12 protein-coding genes are annotated in these 19,568 nt (G+C 48.9%); 7 read left to right on the top strand and 5 right to left on the bottom strand.

All coding sequences use genetic code 11. From position 1 onward, the window contains the following. Positions 1 to 104: 104 nt before the first annotated feature. The 3 genes from DN748_RS12350 to DN748_RS12340 all read left to right on the top strand — a co-directional run bounded on the left by DN748_RS12350 (position 105) and on the right by DN748_RS12340 (position 3,585). Positions 105 to 455 (top strand): four helix bundle protein, encoded by a 351-nt coding sequence (locus DN748_RS12350; protein WP_112372132.1) that lies wholly within the window; start codon positions 105 to 107, stop codon positions 453 to 455. Between the two features lie 108 nt (positions 456 to 563). After that, positions 564 to 1,745, top strand: coding sequence for an acetyl-CoA C-acyltransferase (locus DN748_RS12345; RefSeq protein WP_112372131.1), 1,182 nt, complete (start codon positions 564 to 566; stop codon positions 1,743 to 1,745). Between the two features lie 31 nt (positions 1,746 to 1,776). After that, entirely contained in the window at positions 1,777 to 3,585 is a 1,809-nt protein-coding gene (locus tag DN748_RS12340; protein WP_112372130.1) for an acyl-CoA dehydrogenase family protein, read from the top strand. Between the two features lie 84 nt (positions 3,586 to 3,669). Here DN748_RS12340 and ytxJ read toward each other — a convergent pair whose 3' ends face one another. Next, positions 3,670 to 4,071, bottom strand: a complete 402-nt coding sequence (gene ytxJ, locus DN748_RS12335; protein WP_112372129.1) for a bacillithiol system redox-active protein YtxJ — start codon at positions 4,069 to 4,071, stop codon at positions 3,670 to 3,672. Positions 4,072 to 4,460: 389 nt separating this feature from the next. Here ytxJ and clpB point away from each other — a divergent pair, with 389 nt between their 5' ends. After that, positions 4,461 to 7,067, top strand: coding sequence for an ATP-dependent chaperone ClpB (clpB, locus tag DN748_RS12330; protein ID WP_112372128.1), 2,607 nt, complete (start codon positions 4,461 to 4,463; stop codon positions 7,065 to 7,067). Positions 7,068 to 7,152: 85 nt separating this feature from the next. Here the strand turns inward: clpB and DN748_RS12325 are convergent, their stop codons facing one another. Further along, entirely contained in the window at positions 7,153 to 8,430 is a 1,278-nt protein-coding gene (locus DN748_RS12325; protein ID WP_112372127.1) for a tetratricopeptide repeat protein, read from the bottom strand. An 87-nt stretch (positions 8,431 to 8,517) separates the two neighbouring features. Further along, the gene (gene gyrA / locus DN748_RS12320) at positions 8,518 to 11,037 is read right to left on the bottom strand and encodes a DNA gyrase subunit A (RefSeq protein ID WP_112372126.1); all 2,520 of its coding nucleotides are present in this window, start codon (positions 11,035 to 11,037) and stop codon (positions 8,518 to 8,520) included. Positions 11,038 to 11,534: 497 nt separating this feature from the next. On the opposite strand from gyrA, the gene DN748_RS12310 reads away from it, so the two are divergent. The 3 genes from DN748_RS12310 (at position 11,535) to DN748_RS12300 (ending at position 16,131) form a co-directional block, all read left to right on the top strand. Continuing rightward, on the top strand, positions 11,535 to 14,087 hold the full coding sequence (locus DN748_RS12310; protein ID WP_112372124.1) for an ATP-dependent Clp protease ATP-binding subunit: 2,553 nt from the start codon (positions 11,535 to 11,537) through the stop codon (positions 14,085 to 14,087). Between the two features lie 235 nt (positions 14,088 to 14,322). After that, positions 14,323 to 15,702, top strand: a complete 1,380-nt coding sequence (gene rimK / locus DN748_RS12305) for a 30S ribosomal protein S6--L-glutamate ligase (RefSeq protein ID WP_112372123.1) — start codon at positions 14,323 to 14,325, stop codon at positions 15,700 to 15,702. Positions 15,703 to 15,744: 42 nt separating this feature from the next. Further along, positions 15,745 to 16,131: a hypothetical protein gene (locus DN748_RS12300; RefSeq protein WP_112372122.1), complete on the top strand. Its 387-nt coding sequence runs from the start codon at positions 15,745 to 15,747 to the stop codon at positions 16,129 to 16,131. 6 nt (positions 16,132 to 16,137) lie between these two features. Here DN748_RS12300 and hutH read toward each other — a convergent pair whose 3' ends face one another. Together hutH and DN748_RS12290 are read right to left on the bottom strand one after the other, a co-directional pair. After that, positions 16,138 to 17,649, bottom strand: coding sequence for a histidine ammonia-lyase (gene hutH, locus DN748_RS12295; RefSeq protein ID WP_112372121.1), 1,512 nt, complete (start codon positions 17,647 to 17,649; stop codon positions 16,138 to 16,140). An 86-nt stretch (positions 17,650 to 17,735) separates the two neighbouring features. Next, entirely contained in the window at positions 17,736 to 19,295 is a 1,560-nt protein-coding gene (locus tag DN748_RS12290; RefSeq protein WP_112372120.1) for an NAD(P)H-hydrate dehydratase, read from the bottom strand. Positions 19,296 to 19,568: the final 273 nt, after the last annotated feature.

Below are 19,568 nucleotides of genomic sequence, written 5' to 3'. Positions count from 1 at the left end.
AGTAGTGAGAATTGAGTAGTGAGAATTGAGTAGTGAGAATTGAGTAGTGAGAATTGAGTAGTGAGAATTGAGTAGTGAGGTTTTAGAATTTAGATTTTTATGAGATGCATAAAGTAGACGATTTAATTGTTTGGAAAAAATCGATACAATTAGCCAAAGAAATTTATGTACTGTGTTCTAAAATCCCGGATAATGAGAAGTTTGGAATTATTTTTCAAATCAAGAGAAGTTCTGTTTCCATTCCTTCCAATATAGCTGAAGGAGCAGGAAGAAATTCAAATAAAGAATTTAAACATTTTTTAGGAATAGCAAATGGTTCTTGTTACGAATTACAAACTCAATTAATCCTGATAAAGGAATTAAATCTAACAGATAGCATTTCTGAAATTGATATTTTAATCGAACAATGTGTAGAAATTCAGAAAATGATTTATTCATTCAAATCAAAAATCTAACATCTCAATACTAAAATCTCAATACTAAAATCTAACATCTCAATACTAAAATCTAACATCTCAATACTAAAACCTAACATCTCAATACTAAAACCTAACATCTAAAAAATGAAAACAGCATACATAGTAAAAGCATACCGTACCGCCGTAGGCAAGGCGCCGAGGGGTACGTTCCGGTTCAAGAGGCCGGATGAGCTCGCGGCCGAAACGATACAGCACATCATGGAGGAGCTCCCCGGGTTAGACAAAAAGCGCATAGATGATGTGATAGTGGGAAATGCCATGCCCGAAGCTGAACAGGGGTTGAATATGGGGAGGCTCATTTCCCTGATGGGGCTCGATATCGTCGATGTACCCGGAGTTACCGTTAACCGGTACTGTGCTTCCGGTATAGAAACAATAGGTATCGCCACGGCAAAAATACAATCCGGAATGGCCGACTGTATCATAGCAGGAGGTGCGGAAAGTATGAGTTACATCCCCATGGGAGGATACAAACCCGTGCCCGATTACGCTTTAGCCAAAGCAGGACACGAGGATTATTACTGGGGTATGGGACTAACGGCAGAAGCGGTCGCCGAAAAGTTCAAGGTTACGAGAGAAGACCAGGACGAATTTGCCTTTAACTCTCATCAGAAAGCCCTGAAGGCCCAGGCAGAAGGAAAATTCGATCAGCAGATCGTTCCCATCCCTATTGAACAGACTTATGTGGATGGCTCCGGGAAGAAAGCGACAAAGAATTATACGGTGAGTAAAGACGAAGGCCCGCGTGCCGACACTTCCCTTGAAGTGCTTGCCAGACTGCGTCCCGTATTTGCCAGCAACGGTAGCGTTACCGCCGGAAATTCTTCACAGATGAGCGACGGTGCTGCATTTGTCATGGTGATGAGTGAGGATATGGTCAAAGCACTCAACCTGGAACCCATAGCACGGCTGGTCAGTTATGCCGCTGCCGGTGTGGAGCCCAGGATTATGGGGATCGGCCCCGTAAAGGCCATCCCTAAAGCCTTGCAACAGGCCGGGATGCAACTCGGGGACATCGAACTGATAGAACTTAACGAGGCCTTTGCTTCACAGTCGCTGGCCGTTATCCGTGAATTGGGACTGGACCCGGAGATCGTCAACGTCAACGGCGGGGCCATTGCAATGGGGCATCCGCTCGGATGTACGGGAGCCAAACTCTCTGTACAGTTGTTCGACGAGATGAAACGCCGGGGTAACAAATACGGTATGGTAACCATGTGTGTAGGTACCGGGCAGGGCGCTGCCGGTATTTACGAATTGTTATAGACACTGAAAAAACAAATAAAAGATAAGGGTTATGGAAGCACAAACAGAAAAGGATAACATACTCCGCGGCGGACAGTTTCTCGTAAAGGAAACCGCATGTGAGGATATCTTCACTCCCGAAGATTTTTCGGAAGAACAGAAAATGATGCGCGATACGGTAAAGGATTTTATAGACCGTGAAGTATGGCCGAACAAGGAAAGGTTTGAGAAAAAGGATTATGCATTTACCGAAGAGATCATGCGGAAGGCCGGGGAACTCGGCCTTCTCAGCATAGCCGTACCGGAAGAATTCGGCGGTATGGGAATGGGGTTTGTATCGACCATGTTGGTCTGTGATTATATCTCCGGCGCTACGGGGTCGCTGGCTACGGCCTTCGGTGCACATACCGGGATAGGTACCATGCCCATACTGCTCTACGGGACCGAAGAGCAAAAACAGAAGTATGTGCCCCGACTGGCATCGGGGGAGTGGTTTGGTTCCTATTGCCTTACGGAACCGGGAGCAGGAAGTGACGCCAACAGCGGTAAAACAAAAGCCGTGCTCAGCGAAGACGGGAAACACTACCTGATCTCGGGGCAGAAAATGTGGATATCCAATGCCGGTTTCTGTAACCTGATGATCGTCTTTGCCCGGATCGAAAACGACAAATACATTACCGGTTTTATCGTGGAATACGACCCGGAAAACGGGATTACCCTCGGGGAGGAAGAGCACAAACTCGGGATCAGGGCCTCCTCTACCCGGCAGGTTTTTTTCAACGAGACCAAAGTCCCGGTAGAAAACATGCTTTCCGAAAGGGGGAACGGCTTTAAAATCGCCATGAATGCCCTTAATATCGGCCGTATCAAACTTGCTGCCGCCTGCCTGGATGCCCAGCGCAGGGTGATTACGAATTCGGTGCAATACGCCAACGAAAGGGTACAGTTCAACACCCCCATCGCCCAATTCGGTGCCATAAAGGGCAAAATTGCCGATATGGCCACTACCCTCTATGCCGGCGAATCGGCCTGTTACAGGGCGGCAAAGAACATCGAAGACCGCATCGCCATCCGCAAGGAGCAGGGAAATTCTCACCAGGAAGCAGAACTCAAGGGCGTTGAGGAATACGCCATCGAATGTTCCATACTCAAAGTGGCCCTTTCCGAAGATATCCAGAACTGTACCGATGAGGGAATACAGATCTTCGGGGGCATGGGCTTTTCGGAAGATACTCCCATGGAGGCCGCCTGGAGAGATGCCCGTATTTCGCGTATCTACGAAGGTACGAACGAGATCAACAGGATGCTCGTAGTGGGAATGCTGGTCAAAAAAGCCATGAAAGGCCATGTAGACCTCCTTACCCCGGCAAAGAATGTAGCTGACGAACTGATGGGAATCCCTTCTTTCGATAGTCCTGATTACTCCTCCCTTTTCTCCGAAGAAAAGGAGATGATTGCCAAACTCAAAAAGGTATTTCTCATGGTGGCCGGGGCCGCCGTGCAAAAATACGGACCGGAACTGGAAGAACACCAGCAGCTACTGCTTTCGGCCGCAGATATTCTTATTCACACCTATATTGCAGAATCCGTGCTGCTCCGCGCCGGGAAAACGGCAAAGGCACAGGGAGAAGATACCGCCCGGACACAAATAGCCATGGCCAGGCTATACCTTTACAAGGCAGTAGACATTATAAACAGTAAAGGCAGGGAAGTTATAGTATCTTTTGCACAAGGTGATGAACAGCGCATGATGCTTATGGGGCTCAAACGCTTTACGAAATACGCAAATATGCCCGACGTCATAGCCCTGAAGAACAGCATTGCAGAGCGTATCATCGCAGATAACGAATATAAATTCTGAGATACTGATAGCTTACGGGCCTCCGCAGGAGGTCCGGTTTTGGTTGGTTAGAAACGTTCCCGCTCCGTGCGGGGCGTTTTGTTTTTACCCTAACTGTTCCAGTAGTTTTCCTGCCGTAATGGCCCCGTGCGATTCGTTGTAGACTACCTTCCCATTTCTGAGCAGGAGCAGTTGCGGGCTCTCATGTATGACCCCGAAACGTTCCGCAACGGCACCGGACACATCGCGATGGTTCAGGATATCCAGGTAATACAGCTTTACCGGGGCACCGGCATCCATTTCCCTCTCAAAATTCTTATAGGCCATCCTGCTGATCCCGCAACGCGTACTGTGCTTAAAAATAAGTACCGGAACTTCAGTACTTTCCTTTACCACCTCGTCAAGCTGTGACAATGAAACAAGCGGGGACCATTCCAGCCGCTCCCCGGGATCATGATTTTTATCATCTCCTGTTCCCCTACCGAATATCTTATCAAAAAAACCCATAACTTTATAGTATCAGACAATGAACTCGTCTTGAGTTATTATAATTTGCTGCAAAACCCTCTTTTGCACCCATATTTTGTCTTTTTCTCTCCCCATAGCTATGGCTATGTGGCTCCAAAAAGCCTTCATCTGGGCACAAAATAGTGGCTTTTCGCCTAAATGAAACAACCCAAGACGAGTTCGATTTCTTTTCCCGGGACAAAAATACGATATTAAACCATGACGGAGGCCCCCTGTTACCAGGAAAAGCAACAAGTCTTGGTGTCAAAATGACAGTATTTTATTTTAAAAACAAGACAAAATGACATGAGTGTATTGTTGGAACGGGAATTGACCATTGAAGATATCGTAAATAATCATTAGTATAGAAAAGCATAAAAATAATATATATGAACCTTAACAATTTTACCATAAAAGCCCAAGAGGCCATTCAGCAGGCACAGCAGATCGCCCAGGGATACGGCCATCAACAGATCGAAAACGAACACATCTTCAAAGCCATATTTGAAGTAGACCAGAACGTACTTCCCTTTTTGCTGAAGAAACTGCAGGTCAATGTAAGCCTGTTGCAACAGATCCTCGACAATACCCTGCAAAGTTTTCCCAAAGTGGAGGGAGGGGAACTCATGCTCTCCCGGGAAGCCGGAAGTACCCTGAACGAAGCGAGTGTCATTGCCCGCAGGATGAATGACGAATACGTCTCCGTAGAGCACCTGATCCTCGCCGTGTTCAAGTCGAAAAGCAAGATTGCGCAGATACTGAAAGACCAGGGAGTCACGGAAAAAGGACTGCAGGCAGCCATAGATGAATTGCGCAAGGGTGAAAAGGTAACATCTGCAAGTGCGGAGGATACCTATAACGCACTTAACAAATACGCCAAAAACCTCAATCAGCTGGCCAACGACGGAAAACTCGACCCTGTTATCGGCCGTGACGAGGAAATACGAAGGGTTTTACAGATTCTGTCAAGACGTACCAAGAATAATCCTATGCTGGTAGGAGAACCCGGAGTGGGTAAGACGGCCATTGCCGAAGGGATCGCACACCGTATCATACAGGGGGACATCCCGGAAAACCTCAGGGACAAGGAGATCCATTCCCTGGATATGGGGGCGCTGATTGCCGGTGCAAAGTACAAGGGAGAATTTGAGGAAAGACTGAAATCGGTGATCAAGGAAGTGACCTCTTCCGAGGGCAGGATCATACTGTTTATCGATGAGATACACACCCTGGTGGGCGCCGGTGGCGGTGAGGGTGCCATGGATGCCGCCAATATCCTTAAACCTGCCCTGGCCCGGGGAGAACTGAGAGCCATAGGGGCCACAACCCTCGACGAGTACCAGAAATATTTTGAAAAGGACAAGGCCCTGGAACGCCGTTTCCAGAAGGTGCTGGTAGACGAACCGGATACCGAAAGTGCCATTTCCATCCTCCGGGGGATCAAGGAAAAGTATGAAACCCACCACAAGGTGAGGATCAAGGACGAGGCCATTATTGCAGCCGTAGAATTGTCACAGCGCTATATCACGAACCGCTTTCTGCCCGACAAGGCCATAGACCTGATGGATGAAGCGGCATCCAAATTGCGGATGGAGATCAATTCGAAGCCGGAAGAGCTGGATGTACTCGACAGGAAGATCATGCAGCTGGAAATAGAGATAGAGGCCATAAAGCGGGAAGACGACCAGGACAAGCTGAAATCACTCAACGCAGACCTTGCCAATCTCAAGGAAGAACGCAACGAGATCTATGCCAAGTGGCAAAGTGAAAAGGAGGTGGTAGACCACATACAGAATACCAAGGAAGCCATAGAAAACTACAAGCTCGAAGCCGAAAAGGCAGAACGAGAAGGAGACTATGGAAAAGTGGCAGAAATCCGTTACGGAAAGATCAAGGAAGCCCAGGAAAAGCTGGATGAACTGCAGGTGCAGCTCGAACAGCAGCAACAGGGCGGAAGTTCCCTTATAAAAGAGGAGGTGACCAATGAAGATATTGCCGAAGTTGTGGCTAAATGGACCGGTATTCCCGTAACCAAGATGCTGCAGAGCGACCGTGAAAAACTGTTGCTGCTGGAAGAAGAGCTCCACAAACGCGTTGTAGGGCAGGACGAAGCCATCCAGGCCGTATCCGATGCCATACGGCGAAGCCGGGCTGGCTTGCAGGACCAGAAACGGCCGATAGGCTCTTTCCTGTTCCTCGGAACTACAGGGGTGGGAAAGACAGAGCTGGCCAAGGCCCTGGCCGACTACCTCTTTAACGACGAATCGGCCATCACCCGTATCGATATGAGTGAATACCAGGAACGACATGCGGTGAGCCGGCTGGTAGGTGCCCCTCCCGGTTATGTAGGATATGATGAAGGCGGACAGCTTACCGAGGCGGTAAGGCGTAAACCCTATTCCGTGGTATTGCTGGACGAGATTGAAAAGGCACACCCGGATACGTTCAACATACTGCTGCAGGTGCTGGATGAAGGCAGGCTTACCGACAATAAGGGGCGACTTGCCGATTTCAAAAACACCATCATCATCATGACCAGCAACCTCGGAAGCCAGATCATCCAGGAAAAATTTGACCATTCGGAAGATGTGCATGCCGCTACGGAAGCAGCCAGGGTTGAAGTTCTCGGGTTACTGAAACAAACCGTGAGACCGGAATTCCTGAACAGGATAGATGACATCATCATGTTTACACCGCTTACGGAAGCCAATATCAGGGAGATCGTGGAGCTGCAGCTCAAAAATGTGACCAGGATGGTAGCCAGACAGCATATTGTACTCGATGCCACGGAAGAGGCCGTTTCCTATCTTGCCCGGAAAGGGTACGACCCCCAATTCGGTGCCCGCCCGGTAAAAAGGGTGATCCAGCGGGAAGTGCTCAACGAGCTTTCAAAGGAAATACTGGCCGGGAAGATCACAACCGACAGTATCATACTCCTCGACGAGTTCAGCGACCAGCTGGTATTCCGGAACCAGGAAGGTGAAACAGAGGAATAATAATGATTTACAAACAAGCATAAAAAAAAGCGGGGTTGTTTCTCCCCGCTTTTTTACATATTAATCATTCTCCTGCTACAGCTGGCTACTGCATGCTATCGAGTTTGTCTTTCATTTCCTTGTACTTGTCATCATCCCCTATGGAACCGTAAATATTCATCAGGGTCTTGGTAGCGTCGAGGCTCTCCGGGTTAAGCTCGAGGATTTTTTCAAGATACGGAACAGCATCGCGATACAGGTCTTCGCGTTTCTTTTTCAGCTCGTCATAACGCTCGTTGTCGGCCTTGGATGTCCCGAGACTGTTCATCTCATCTACGATAGCCACTTCATCACCCAGTATCAGCGAAGCCATGTTCATATAGCTGGCCTCGTATTTCGGATCGAGTTCGATAGATTTCTCATAATATTCCTTGGCCTTTTCCTTATCTCCCTGCTCACCGGTAATAACCCCGAGGTTGTAATACAGCATCGGGTTGTTCGGGTCTTTCTGGATAGCCTGCTCCATCACTTCCCTGAACTTGTCTTTCTGGTCCAGCTTGATATAGAGATTGGCCTCCGTCATCAGCAGGTTAACATCCTCCGGGTCAACTTTCCTGGCTTCCTGTACGGCCTCTATCGCCTTTTCATTGTCACCCTGCTGGGAATATATCAGGGCGATATTCTTGACGATCTCCGGAAACCGGGATTCTGTTTTTTCTTCCTCGGGCTTGTTGTGGGTACCCGCTTTTACCATGAGATCCCTCTGGTCTTTGGGGAGTTCCTCACGCTCGCCGGTCTCCTTGTTCGTTGCGTAATATTTTGTAGCCTCACCGGTATACCCCAGCTCCTTGAGCTTCAGGTAATACTCCAGGGCAGTGTCGAAATCCTCTCCGTTAACGGCACTTGATGCGGCGAAATAAAGATAATCCTGGTTGTCGGTATCCAGCTGATAAGCCATATACAGTTTTTTGGCCGCAGCGGCGTAATCTTCGTTCTGGTTATCTTCTACAGCTGAATTTACAAGATCGGCAGAAATGGTCTGGATAAGCTGTGAAGCTTCCCCGGTATACTTTTCACTCCCCGATTCCTTTTCTATTTCAATAAGGCTTTTAAACGATTCTACAGCCTCCTGATAGGCCGCATCGGCATCCCCCCCTTTTTTGGCTTCCTCGTAATTCAGTTTCCCGTCAAGGTAATAATACTGGGCCTTAAAGCGGTCATCAGCGGAAGATATGGAGCTCTCTATGCTCTGCAATGCAGATTTCGCTTCCGCAATACTTCCTTTTTTCAACGCTTTTTCCGCATCCCTGAGCTCTTTCTTCTGAGCAATGGACAAAGAAGAGATCAACAGTGCTGCGGAAAAGATAAAAATCTTTTTCTTCATGAGTTTTGTGTTAAATAAATTTCTTTTTTTTGATTATACCTATACAACGGCTCAAGATCAGGTTTTATTTTTAATATTTTAACAAAGTTAATTATTTGTTTCCATATTTTCATCTCCCGCAGTATCAATATCTTCCACATTCTCCTCTTCCCGCATCACCTTGGCAACTGCGGCAATGGAATCTTTTCCCTTGATATTGATAAGGCGAACTCCCTGGGTAGCCCTGCCCATAACACGCAGGTCACTTACTTTCAATCGTATGGCGATCCCCGATTTATTGATAATCATAAGGTCGTCCGTATCGGAAACACTCCTTATGGCTACTAATTTACCGGTTTTTTCCGTAATGGAAATGGTTTTCACCCCTTTACCGCCCCTGTTGGTAATCCTGTATATGGGAGTACCGTCTTCCGGGTCGTCGATAAAGGTCCGTTTTCCGTAACCGTTTTCAGAGACGACCAGTACGCTTTCTTCCTGCGGATTGTTTATGGTGATCATGCCTACTACTTCATCAGACTCATCCGCCAGGGTAATTCCCCTTACCCCGGAAGCATTTCTGCCCATGGGCCGGGTCTTCTCTTCTTCAAAGCGCACCGCCTTGCCCGATTTCACGGCCAGCATGACCTGGCTGTTCCCGGTCGTAAGCCTGGCTTCCAGCAATTCGTCGTCTTCGCGTATGGTAATGGCATTGATACCGTTCTGTCTCGGGCGGGAATACTGCTCCAGCGAGGTTTTCTTGACCACCCCTTTCCTGGTAGCCATGATCACAAAATGATTGTTGATATACGCTTCGTCCTTCAGGTCCTTCGTGCAGATAAAGGCTTTTACCTTGTCGTCCTGTGCTATATTGATCAGGTTCTGGATGGCCCTTCCCTTGGAAGTACGTGTGCCTTCGGGAATTTCGTAGACCCTTAGCCAGAAACACTTCCCCTTCTGTGTAAAGAAGATCATGTACTGGTGGTTGGTCCCTACGAAAAGGTGTTCCAGAAAATCTTCATTCCGGGTATTGGACGCTTTTTGTCCTACCCCTCCCCTGTTCTGTGTCTTGTATTCCGAAAGCGGGGTTCTCTTGATATAGCCGGCATGCGATATGGTAATAACGACCTGCTCGTCCGGGATCATATCTTCTATACTGAAATCACCTCCGGCATACTCGATCACGGATCTCCTTTCGTCGCCGTATTTATCCCTGACTTCCTGAAGCTCTTCCTTGATGATCTCCATCCTGCGCTCCTTGCGGGCCAGAATATCCCTCAGTTCCTCGATATACTTTATGATATCTTCGTATTCGGCCCTCAGTTTATCCTGTTCCAGTCCGGTAAGCTGTCTCAGCCTCATCTCCACAATGGCACGGGCCTGGATCTCGGTCAGGGAAAAACGCTCCATCAGTTTCTCCCTCGCCTCTTCGGCATTGCCGGAGGCACGGATCAGGGCGATCACTTCATCTATATTATCTGAAGCAATGATCAGCCCTTCCAGGATATGCGCTCTTTCTTCCGCTTTCTTAAGCTCGTATTCCGTACGCCGGACGACAACCTCATGACGGTGTTCCACAAAATGGTAGATCATGTCCTTGAGATTGAGCAGCTGGGGCCTTCCGTTGACCAGGGCAATATTATTCACACTGAAGGAAGACTGCAGGGCGGTATATTTATAAAGCGTATTCAATACGATATTGGGTATGGCATCGCGTTTAAGCACATAAACGATACGCATCCCCTTCCGGTCTGATTCGTCCCGTATATTCGCAATGCCCTCCAGTTTCTTTTCATTGACCAGTTCGGCCGTTTTCTTGATCATTTCGGCCTTGTTCACCTGGTACGGGATCTCGGTGACCACAATACATTCACGCCCCTGTACCTCTTCTATCCGGGCTTTTGCGCGTATTACCACACGTCCCTTTCCGGTCTTGAAAGCCTCTCGGACCCCGTCGTACCCGTATATGGTACCTCCCGTCGGGAAATCGGGCGCCTTGACATACTGGATCAGCTCGTCAACCTCGATATCATTATTATCTATATAGGCTATGGTCCCGTCTATAACCTCGCTCAGGTTGTGCGGCGGCATATTGGTGGCCATCCCTACCGCAATCCCTGCGGCACCGTTGACCAAAAGGTTCGGAACTCTCGTAGGCAATACCGTGGGTTCCTTCAGGGTATCGTCAAAATTGAGCCGGTGCTCTACGGTATCCTTGTCGATATCGGCCAACAATTCTTCCGATATCTTTCGCATCCGCGCTTCCGTATAACGCATTGCTGCGGGCGGATCGCCGTCCACAGAGCCGAAGTTTCCCTGCCCGTCGACAAGCATATAACGCAAACTCCATTCCTGCGCCATCCTTACCATGGTATCGTAAACCGACGAATCCCCGTGAGGGTGGTATTTACCCAGTACCTCCCCTACAATCCTTGCAGATTTTTTATAAGACCTGTTACTAAGCACCCCTAATTCGTACATCCCGAACAGCACCCTGCGGTGAACCGGCTTCAGCCCGTCTCTCACATCCGGAAGTGCACGTGACACAATGACCGACATCGAATAATCGATGTAAGCCGATTTCATCTCATCCTCAATATTGATAGGGATCAGCTTTTCTCCTTCTGCCATATCAAAAAAATTAATTAATCTGGTTAATTTTCAAATCGAGCCAATATACGGATTTTATTGACTTTGGTAAGCTTTCACCTATGGCTTTTTTAAGTATTTTATCAACACCGGAAGAATCGGATCACGACCGGTTATCCTCCTTGATTTCCAGAAGTTTCAGCCCTGTAACGGACTGACGTATTGTCTGATCCCGGACCCGTAAGCCGGTGTGTGAGGAAGTTTCGCAGGGCCATTGTTGCAAAAAGGCATGCAGACCGGCTTGTCCGGCTCCTGTAAACGGGTAGCATAACGTGTATTCGCCCCGATCCGGCCATCGGTATAAAACCGTTGATAAATTGCTCCTGAAAAATTTTTGTTTTTCGGAGATTTTTCGTCTATTAGCAATACGGGGCTCTTCAAAGGGTACGGTTTTTGTAATAGTACCGGTAGTTTTTATTTTTAATCCCATCCCCGGCCCGACAGTGTTCTGCCGGGGGAATATCGAAAGGAGATAAATTATGGATGACAATTTTTCACCAAGAGTAAAAGATGTAATTGCCTATAGCAAGGAAGAGGCATTGCGCCTCGGACATGATTTTATAGGAACGGAACATCTTATGTTGGGACTATTAAGGGACGGTAGTGGTAAAGCGATCAATATACTCAATGCCATGGAAATCGATCTGGATGTGCTGCGAAGAAAAGTGGAAATACTGAGTCCGGCCAATTCCAGTTCTCCCCTTACGGCCAATAGCAAAAAGAATTTACATCTCACCAGGCAGGCAGAACGCGCATTGAAGACTACTTTTCTGGAAGCAAAACTCTTTCAGAGTACGTCTATCAATACGGCGCACCTTCTGCTGTGTATCCTGAGAAACGAAAACGACCCTACCACAAAACTGCTGAACAAGCTCAAAGTGGATTATGACGGGGTCAAAGAACAATTCAAGTTTATGAGTGCAAGCGAAGACGAATACATCGACCTGCCTACTGCCGAATCTTTTTCGGATGAGTCCGGATCTGCAGAGGAATCGTCCCGGGATAACCCCTTCAACAACCCTTCGGGGAGCAAATCGGGCAAAAAGTCCAAAACACCTGTACTGGACAATTTCGGGCGGGATCTCACCCAACTGGCGGAAGAAGGAAAACTGGACCCCGTAGTGGGAAGGGAGAAGGAAATCGAAAGGGTTTCCCAGATCCTCAGCCGGAGGAAAAAGAACAACCCCCTGCTGGTCGGGGAGCCCGGGGTGGGTAAAAGTGCCATCGCCGAAGGACTGGCCCTCAGGATCATAAAGAAAAAAGTATCGAGAATACTGTACAACAAAAGGGTGGTTACCCTCGACCTGGCTTCCCTGGTTGCCGGGACCAAGTACAGGGGACAGTTTGAAGAACGCATGAAAGCCGTGATGAACGAGCTGGAAAAGAATGACGACATCATCCTCTTTATCGATGAGATCCATACCATTGTAGGCGCCGGTGGCGCTACGGGCAGTCTCGATGCGTCCAATATGTTCAAGCCTGCCCTGGCCCGCGGGGAGATCCAGTGTGTGGGTGCCACTACCCTGGATGAATACAGGCAGTATATCGAGAAGGACGGGGCCCTCGAAAGACGGTTCCAGAAAGTTATCGTGGAGCCTACCAGTGTGGAGGAAACCATTGAGATCCTGCACAATATCAAGGAAAAATACGAAGAGCACCACAATGTGGATTATACCGACGAAGCCATCGAGGCCTGCGTAAAGCTCACCAACAGGTATATGACCGACCGCTATCTTCCGGACAAGGCCATAGATGCCCTTGACGAAGCAGGATCGCGGGTACATATCACCAATATGGAAGTGCCCAAACAGATCCTCGAGCTGGAAAAACAGCTGGAAGATGTACGGGTACTTAAAAACACGGTGGTCAAGAAACAGAAATACGAGGAGGCCGCCAAACTCAGGGACGACGAAAAACGACTGGAAAAAGAACTCGCTACCGCCCAGGAAAAATGGGAGGAAGAGAGCAAGCTTCACCGGGAGATCGTCACCGAGGAAAGTGTTGCCGATGTGGTTTCCATGATGAGCGGAGTGCCCGTAAACCGTATAGCCCAGGCCGAAAGCAGTAAACTGGCGCAATTGCCCGAACTGATCAAGGGCAAGGTCATCGGGCAGGACGAGGCCGTAAACAAGGTGGTCAAGGCCATCCAGCGAAACCGGGCCGGGCTCAAGGACCCGAACAAACCCATAGGTTCGTTCATATTCCTGGGACAGACCGGGGTCGGTAAGACCCAGCTCGCCAAGATACTGGCCAGGGAGCTATTCGATTCCGAAGATTCTTTGGTACGTATCGACATGAGCGAATACATGGAAAAATTTGCCATATCACGGCTTATCGGGGCACCTCCCGGGTATGTGGGGTACGAAGAAGGCGGACAGCTTACCGAAAAGGTGCGCAGAAAACCCTATGCGGTGATCCTGCTGGACGAGGTGGAAAAAGCACACCCCGATGTATTTAACATGCTGCTGCAGGTACTGGACGACGGCTACCTCACCGATAGCCTGGGAAGAAAAATAGATTTCAGGAATACCATCATCATTATGACTTCCAATATCGGGGCCAGGCAGATCAAGGACTTCGGACAGGGTGTCGGTTTCGGGACCTCCGCGAGAAAGGCCCAGGCTGATGAACACCAGAAAAGCGTGATCGAAAATGCCCTTAAAAAGGCATTCGCTCCCGAATTCCTGAACCGTATCGATGATGTTATCGTATTCAATCCGCTGGAAAAAGAGGATATACACCAGATCATTGACATCGAACTGGAAAAACTCTACCAGCGTATCAGTGATATCGGGTATAAACTGGAACTCAGCGACAGCGCCAAGGATTATATCGCTGACAAGGGCTTTGACAAGCAGTATGGGGCAAGACCTCTGAAAAGGGCGATCCAGAAATATATCGAAGATACCCTTGCAGAAGAGATTATCAGTTCCAAAGTATCCGAAGGAGACAGCATCTTTATGGACCTCGACAAGGACAAAGACGAACTTACCGTGGCCATTAAAAAAGCCGAGGAACCTACTGAAAGCTGATCCATAAAATAACTGATTTAAACAATAGCATTCAGAGACTGTCTTTATCAGGCAGTCTCTTTTGGTTTTTAGTTTTTTAGTTGTTAGTTCGTAGTTTGGAGCGCAGCACAACGGAAGTGCCTGCCTCCTCCCGAAACCTAACATTATATTTACTTTTTTTCTTTTATAATTTTAACAGATTGTAGTTAATTTGTTCCCCACAGATACGTATCTTTTAAGAGCATAAAACAAATCAATGGCAGACCATAAAATTATTATAGGCAGCGAAGAATGGGTAGGGCTTCCGCAGCTCGATATTCCCACGATCAAGGTTCGTGTAGACAGCGGGGCAAAAACCTCTGCGCTTCACGCGATGAACATAAACCCTTTCCAGCGCAATAACGAAACCTGGGTGAATTTTGATGTATTCCCCATTCAGCACAATGGCAAGAAGTACATCAGTTGTGAAGCCAGGGTAATAGACCGCAGGGTTATAAAAAGTTCGACAGGAACCCGTGAAAGCCGTTATGTGATAAAAACGGCCTTGTACATCAACGGTTCTTCCTGGGACATAGAGCTGACCCTGACCAACAGAGACAGTATGGGATACCGCATGCTACTGGGCCGGGAGGCCATGATAGGCAGGATGCTCGTAGACCCGGAAAGCAGTTTTCTCCTGGGGGACCTCTCCGACGAGGACGTAAACAGCAGGTACCAGCTGAAACATGAAAACCGGAACGGACTGAAAATAGGGCTGCTTGCGAGCAATCCCGACCTGTACAGCAACAGGCGTATCATAGAGGCCGGAGAATTGCTCGGGCATGATATCCAGTTCTTCAACATCCGCCAGTGCTATATGAAACTGGATGCCCAGACACCGGAAATCCATTACCGGGGCGGAAAAATACTGAACGACCTGGACGCCGTGATCCCCAGGATCAAACCTTCGATGACTTTTTACGGCTGTACGCTCACCCGGCAGTTCGAGGCTCTCAACATATTCTGCCTGAACAGTGCCGCTGCCATCAGCCAGTCGAGAAATAAGCTGTATTCGCTGCAGTTACTGCTGAACAACGGCATAGACATCCCCACTACCGGGTTCGCAAACTCGCCCCTGGATACCAGCGACCTCATTAAAATGGTAGGTGGTTCCCCGCTCATTATCAAGCTTCTCGAAGGCACCCAGGGAAAAGGGGTCGTCCTCGCAGAGACCAAAAAGGCTGCCGAAAGTGTGATCAATGCCTTTAAAAGCCTGAATGCCTATATCCTGGTACAGGAGTTTATCAAGGAGGCCAATGGCAAGGATATCCGCTGTTTTGTAATAGACGGCAAGGTCGTCGCCGCGATGCAGCGCGAAGCTCCTCCCGGGGAATTCCGCGCCAATATGCATCTCGGGGGAACGGCTTCCCTGGTCAAGGTGACCCCGGCAGAAAAGAAAATGGCCATAAAAGCGGCCAAGGCCATGAGACTGCAGGTGGCAGGGGTAGATATCATACGTTCTTCCAAAGGGCCTTTACTGTTGGAGGTCAATTCTTCTCCCGGTCTGGAGGGGATCGAGACGGCTACGGAGAAAGACGTGGCAACGCTTATGATCAGGGCCATCGAAAAGCACCTCAAATTCCCTTCCGGAAAATAATCATTTAAAACGCAGGAAATATAAACCAGTACGACAGAACACATGGGTCCCGTAAAAAAAGTAAAATTCGACTGCGGCATTCTTGAATTTCACGAGCACTACGTCATCTGTGAAATGTTTGAAGGGATCCATCTTGACACGGAGAATTTCGGCATGCTCGTATCGCTGTGCAGAGAACATTTCGGGGAGCGGCCTTTCGGGTATATTTCCCACAGGATCTATTCCTATTCCATAGATCCCTGTATGTATTCCGAAACAAATCTTATAAGCAACTGTATAGCCATTGCAGCAGTAGTATGCACCTCGGCACAACGGCTGAGTTCCAGGGTAGAACAGATATTCTGCAAGAAACCCTTTGAATACTTTTACAATCTGGAAGAGGCGGAACTTTGGGTGTCTGATAAAGTCAGGCAATCCCTCACGGACTGAGTGGTATTAATCCGAAAGCATCTCCGCGGTGATTTCATAGTCCTTCAGAAAACGGATGGCTGCCGCAATATCCTCGTGAAGGATGCGGTCCTGCCCGATAAAGGGCACACTGCTTCTGAACCTCTCCAGAACACCTTCCAGGAACGGAGAAGTCCGGTCCGGTTCGCGGAACACCAGGGCTTGTGAAGCATTGAGCAGTTCTATGGCCAGTATGCGTTCCGTATTGTCCAGCAGCCTCAGGCATTTCGTCGCGGCATTGGCCCCCATACTCACGTGATCTTCCTGCCCGTTCGACGACACTATGCTATCTGTACTCGCCGGCACTGCGAGCTGCTTGTTCTGGCTCACGATACTCGCCGCCGTATACTGGGGTATCATGAGTCCCGAATTGAGCCCGGGATCATTGACCAGGAATGAGGGAAGCCCTCGCAGCCCGGAAATGAGCTGATAGGTTCTCCTTTCCGAAATATTGCCGATCTCGGCCATGGCTATACCGAGATAATCCAGGGCCAGGGCCAGGGCCTGACCGTGAAAGTTACCTCCGGAGATGATCTTGTCCTCTTCGATAAAAATATTGGGGTTATCGGTAACGGAATTGATCTCCGTCTTAAAGGTTTTTCTTATGAAATGCAGCGTGTCTTTGGTAGCTCCGTGCACCTGGGGCATACACCGGAAGGAATACGGGTCCTGCACGTGCTTCTTTTCGCGGTTGATAAGTGTACTCCCGTCGAGAAAAAAACGGATGCGTTCTGCCGTTTTTACCTGCCCCCTGTGCGGCCTGATAAGATGGATCGATTCGTCGAAGGGTTCTATCCTGCCGTCATAGGCTTCCAGTGACAGGCTTCCTATAAGATCGGCCAGGTAAGACAGTTTATAGGCTTTCAAGATCATAAATACCCCGTAGGCACTCATAAACTGTGTCCCGTTGAGCAGCGCAAGTCCCTCTTTCGACAGTAATTTCACAGGCTCCCAGCCCATGATTTCCAATACCGCCTCCGACGGCATGACCTCACCCTTGTAATACACCTCCCCTTTTCCTATAAGCGGCAATGAAAGATGGGCCAGCGGCGCCAGGTCTCCGGATGCTCCCAGGGATCCCTGTGTATACACCACCGGAATAATGTCGTGGTTGTAAAAATCAATCAGTCTCAGTGCAGTAGACAACCGGGCCCCGCTATGCCCGTAAGACAGTGATTGCACCTTGAGGAGCAACATCAGCTTTACGATATCGGCAGGTACTTTTTCGCCGGTACCACAGGCATGAGATACCACCAGGTTTTCCTGTAACCGGTTGAGATGCTCACCGGATATCTTGATATTGTACAGCGAACCGAAACCGGTATTGATCCCGTAAACCGGTTCTTTCCGGCTCTTCAGCTTCCCGTCGAGATATTCCCGGCATTTCTTTATATTGAGTTTGGCTTCTTCCGAAAGCGCGATCTTTTTATTCCTGTGTATAATATCGAGTACCTGTTCCAGGCTGAGTACATCCGTACTTATATAGTGTGTATCCCTCATGTGTATCGCAGTTGAAAACCGGTCAAAATTCCATATTCAGGCTATAATATCCAAGTTTTTAATGCTAATTCTTTTCCGTAACGGGATCAGCCGGAGACTTCTCCGTCTGCGGATGCTGCCGGAGGAGCTTCCGGCCTGGTAAAGAGATCGGTAAAAGCGGCCCCGGTATACTCGATTACAGCTGTGGCCGTAAGCGCTTCGTATCCCGTTTGAGAGGCCCCTATGTCTCCTGCCCTTCCGTGCAGGTACACCCCGAAAACCGCGGCCTGAAGCGGCGCATATCCCTGGCTGATAAGCCCTGTGATCATTCCGGTCAGCACATCCCCGCTCCCCGCGGTGGCCATACCCGGATTGCCCGTACTGTTTACAAAAATGCGATCCTTGTTCAGAATAACGGTATGGGCGCCCTTGATCACCAGCACCAGTTTGTATTTCCGGGCAAACTCCCCTGCCTTGTCCAGCTTGTCGAAATCATCCTTCCATGTCCCGATAAGGCGTTGCAGTTCTCCGGGATGCGGGGTCAATACGGTATCTTCCGGAAGGAACCGGAGATATTCCCTGTGTGCCGCAATAATGTTCAGCGCATCGGCGTCAAGTACCAGCGGGGTATTGTTTTGGCGTAAAAAGGCTCCCAGGGCATCCGCAGTGGCCCGGTGCGTTCCCAGTCCGGGGCCAACCCCTATAACGGCGGGAGAGATATCATATGCTATCGCAGTAATATGGTCTTCATTCACATCGGTCAGGGTCATTACCTCGGGCACCGATGCCTGAAGTGCCGTATACCCGCACCGGGGGATATAGGCAGTGACCAGCCCTGCACCCGAATGCAGGCAGGCCCTGGCCGAAAGTGCCGCAGCTCCCGTTTTTCCGTAACTTCCCGCGATGATAAGCGCATGCCCCAGCACTCCCTTATGCGCATATTTGTCACGGGGCCTGTACATGGGCAAGGCTTCCTGTTTTCCGACCAGCAGGGCCCGGGGAACCGTATTCCGGAGGTATTCGGCATCAAGGCCAATGTCCAGTGCCTCCCACGAATCCGTATATTTTCCCGTACCGGGAAGAAAAAAGACCAGCTTGGGAAGCTGAAAGGTAAGGGTGTGGCGTGCTTTCACCACAACGGCTTCTTTTTCCGGGCACTGTTCCATATACAGGCCCGACGGAATATCGATACTCAACACAAAGGCACCCGAAGCATTGATATGGGCCATTATGGCCTCCACCCATGCCTCCGGCCTCCGGTTGAGCCCTATGCCGAAAATCGCATCGACCACAATATCCGAATTCCCGATTTCAGGGCATTCCTCACCCTTTTCTCCGTTAAAATGTTCCGGCCAGTGCTTCAGGCTTTTTATCCGGTCCAGGTTTTCCAGGAATTCGGGAGAACGCTTGTCACTGAAATCGACGACATAGGTGCGTACGCGATAACCACTTTCCATAAGGTGCCTGGCGATGACCAGGCCATCACCCCCGTTATTCCCGATACCGCAAAACACGTGAATGGTAACGGGATCTCCCTTTAACCTGGCATCCAGCCATGCAAAAACACCCTCCCCGGCCCGCTCCATCAATGCCAGGCTATCGATATCCTGTTTTAAAATTGTCAATCTGTCAGCCTCCCGGAGCTGTTCTGCCGAAAAAATGTTCATTATATGGTGATTTGTGAGTATTGTTAACGAATCCTCAAAAGTTAAAAAAATGTTTGCTTATATAGACAAAAGTACTACTTTTGAAACGTCAATAATTCAATATTGTGTCTGAAACTATCAACATAATGTCTTCAATTTCTTCCGGACGTCTTTCCGTACCAGGACATACTTCTTGTTTCGGCATTATTATTATTACCGGTATTACCCCATTGGGGGTATAATTCTATTCATATAATCCGCTTATTTTCCGTTTGAATATCATTCAAACCCAAA

The organism is Sinomicrobium soli, from assembly GCF_003285545.1.
In the GTDB taxonomy this organism is placed as follows: domain Bacteria; phylum Bacteroidota; class Bacteroidia; order Flavobacteriales; family Flavobacteriaceae; genus Sinomicrobium.
Note: the sequence above shows the minus strand (reverse complement) of the source record. Positions and strands in the feature narration are given on the sequence as shown.

Bases quoted from the DNA above. Each gene is read 5' to 3' on its own strand.
- DN748_RS12290 (WP_112372120.1), bottom strand. From the start codon at position 19,295: ATGAACATTTTTTCGGCAGAACAGCTCCGGGAGGCTGACAGATTGACA.
- rimK (WP_112372123.1), top strand. From the start codon at position 14,323: ATGGCAGACCATAAAATTATTATAGGCAGCGAAGAATGGGTAGGGCTT.
- gyrA (WP_112372126.1), bottom strand. From the start codon at position 11,037: ATGGCAGAAGGAGAAAAGCTGATCCCTATCAATATTGAGGATGAGATG.
- clpB (WP_112372128.1), top strand. From the start codon at position 4,461: ATGAACCTTAACAATTTTACCATAAAAGCCCAAGAGGCCATTCAGCAG.
- DN748_RS12300 (WP_112372122.1), top strand. From the start codon at position 15,745: ATGGGTCCCGTAAAAAAAGTAAAATTCGACTGCGGCATTCTTGAATTT.
- DN748_RS12345 (WP_112372131.1), top strand. From the start codon at position 564: ATGAAAACAGCATACATAGTAAAAGCATACCGTACCGCCGTAGGCAAG.
- ytxJ (WP_112372129.1), bottom strand. From the start codon at position 4,071: ATGGGTTTTTTTGATAAGATATTCGGTAGGGGAACAGGAGATGATAAA.
- DN748_RS12350 (WP_112372132.1), top strand. From the start codon at position 105: ATGCATAAAGTAGACGATTTAATTGTTTGGAAAAAATCGATACAATTA.
- DN748_RS12325 (WP_112372127.1), bottom strand. From the start codon at position 8,430: ATGAAGAAAAAGATTTTTATCTTTTCCGCAGCACTGTTGATCTCTTCT.
- DN748_RS12340 (WP_112372130.1), top strand. From the start codon at position 1,777: ATGGAAGCACAAACAGAAAAGGATAACATACTCCGCGGCGGACAGTTT.
- hutH (WP_112372121.1), bottom strand. From the start codon at position 17,649: ATGAGGGATACACACTATATAAGTACGGATGTACTCAGCCTGGAACAG.
- DN748_RS12310 (WP_112372124.1), top strand. From the start codon at position 11,535: ATGGATGACAATTTTTCACCAAGAGTAAAAGATGTAATTGCCTATAGC.